The sequence below is a fragment of the Psychromonas sp. genome (genome assembly GCF_983033635.1).
Map to the genome: position 1 here is coordinate 1 of NZ_CEZLMY010000314.1, position 2,058 is coordinate 2,058.

Annotated in this window: 3 protein-coding genes; all 3 read right to left on the reverse strand. The window is 37.2% G+C overall.

Annotated features, from left to right (window positions below; genetic code table 11):
* Positions 1 to 176 precede the first annotated feature (176 nt).
* A complete protein-coding gene (locus AC4GME_RS18895; protein WP_490378171.1) occupies positions 177 to 572 on the reverse strand; it encodes a hypothetical protein in 396 nt (131 codons plus the stop codon).
* Between the two features lie 22 nt (positions 573 to 594).
* Positions 595 to 831, reverse strand: coding sequence for a hypothetical protein (locus AC4GME_RS18900; RefSeq protein ID WP_490378172.1), 237 nt, complete (start codon positions 829 to 831; stop codon positions 595 to 597).
* A 158-nt stretch (positions 832 to 989) separates the two neighbouring features.
* On the reverse strand, positions 990 to 1,253 hold the full coding sequence (locus AC4GME_RS18905; protein ID WP_490378173.1) for a hypothetical protein: 264 nt from the start codon (positions 1,251 to 1,253) through the stop codon (positions 990 to 992).
* Positions 1,254 to 2,058: the final 805 nt, after the last annotated feature.

Sequence of the window (2,058 nt, forward strand, 5' to 3'; positions counted from 1 at the left end):
CCATTACGCTCGCTTTCTCCCAAAACCGAGCGTTACACAATATTTACCGGAACTGCTACAGGTTCCTTTTAACGCCTTAAATCATGGGCAAAATAAAGTATTGCTGATCGCAGCGAGGCTTTATTTTGTCCCTCTGGATTTTTTTGTTAGTCGATGGCTAATTTTCTTCCATAGAGTTATGACTTTGCTCTCACTCTTTTGCATATTGCATCATCGAGTTTATTTCTTACGATCCATAGTAAGCTAGTTATAAGGCCGCAAATAGGGTTGATCAAACAAATTAGTGAATTAATAACCCATGCTAGAATTTCCCTCCGCGTTTCACCTGGGACTCTATTGACTAATTTATCTCTAAATTCGGCTAAAACTCGACAGACTTTCATTTGCTTTTCAAGGCTCAATGACCCAAATACGCGATCTTTTGCAGCCCTTATAATTGACTTTTCATTTCCTTTCCGGATTTTGATTGCTAAAGGACTTTTCTTTTTTCGTATCATGCTCTGAGATGATTTTTTTAGTTTTTTCTTGTCTTCAACCAGGCTTACATACTTCTTGATTTTTTTATCATCCATGACTGAATCCTATTTTATACATTTAAGATAACCCAAACCCAATTAGGGCACCAATAACTAAACTCATCGACAGAATCCTGATTCTACTTTTATAAGGATCTAGTGATGAGTAAATTGATACAATAATATTACTTCCAAAAACAAGACCGATTATTATTTGAGTTGAGATAGCAGCATTATTGACAGTTGATACAATAAGAGCGCCCGCAAGCAAAAATAAAAATGACAATCCGTTAAATAATAGATTGTGTTGTTTCATATATTGCACACCTAACCTTCATCTCTTGTGTTTAATATCTGTTTAACTTTTCTTGCCTCCTACTCATATCGACTAACACCCTAATAGCCTGCTGTTTTTTGTCCCGTTGATTAGTTTATAGTTTGACCATCCCACTTATTTATTTGTTAGGCGAGTTACTAATCACCAATATAACTGTCATTATTTGGGTTGTGACAATCAGCCCAATCATCCATATCCGCATCATTATTTGGGTTGTTGATATCAGACCAAGTATCAAGTTCTTCTTGGCTCATATCTTCAGAGTCATCAATATAACTATCATTATTTGGATTTTGACAATCAGCCCAATCATCCATATCCGCATCATTATTTGGGTTAAAGATATCAGACCAAGTATCAAGCTCCTCTTGGTTCATATCTTCAGTATCAGGATTACTCATTTTCTGTCCTTTATTACAGTTTCAAAAAATAGCATTGCTTCCTTTTGCTCAGCATAGTCCCTTATACACAGTATAGTGAGCTAATAGTCTCTGTGCAGAAGCGCCTAACGCCGCAAATGAGAAAGATCGGACACCCATACCTTATTCATCACATTACATATGGATATTAGATCAAGCTTCAAAAAAAAATATTACAAACTATTACAGAGTGCAAAAGGCAGAGCGTATAAACCATTGGTCGGCTAAGTAAATTTGGAACAGAGTACAAAAACCTAAGTTGCTCTGTGTCCCAAGCGACTCAGGTAGTAAAAATTCCCATGCTCGCTTCTTCCCGAAGCGAGCTTCGCAGTGGATAAATAAATTTGGTCACTGTTTTATGTTTTGTAAGGTGCTTTGGGGGCGTTTGCTAGTTAGGTTTCTATGGCGCAAAGGGGCACAAACCGACTTACAAAATATTATTCATTTATCTCTAAACGTGTGGCCAGAATCACTGTGTGGTTCGCCCCTAGATTTGTAGACACCTTGTAAGGTTATTTTGAAACAAATAACTAGAGGTGATTCTATGACAAGCTTAAGCACGGTATTATTAGCACTGCTGGAGATAAGATTGGCAACAACATTTTGAATATTGGGTAAGTGCCCGACATACATGACAGCACCTTCAGTGAGCTGCTCAATTAATTCCACTGGATTATTATTTAGCTTCTCTGCGCCATAAGCAAAAAAAAGGCGTAATGGTGATTAACCATTACGCCTTGTATGGATAATACTCCCACCAAATAGTTACCTTTAAAACCTTTTCGGG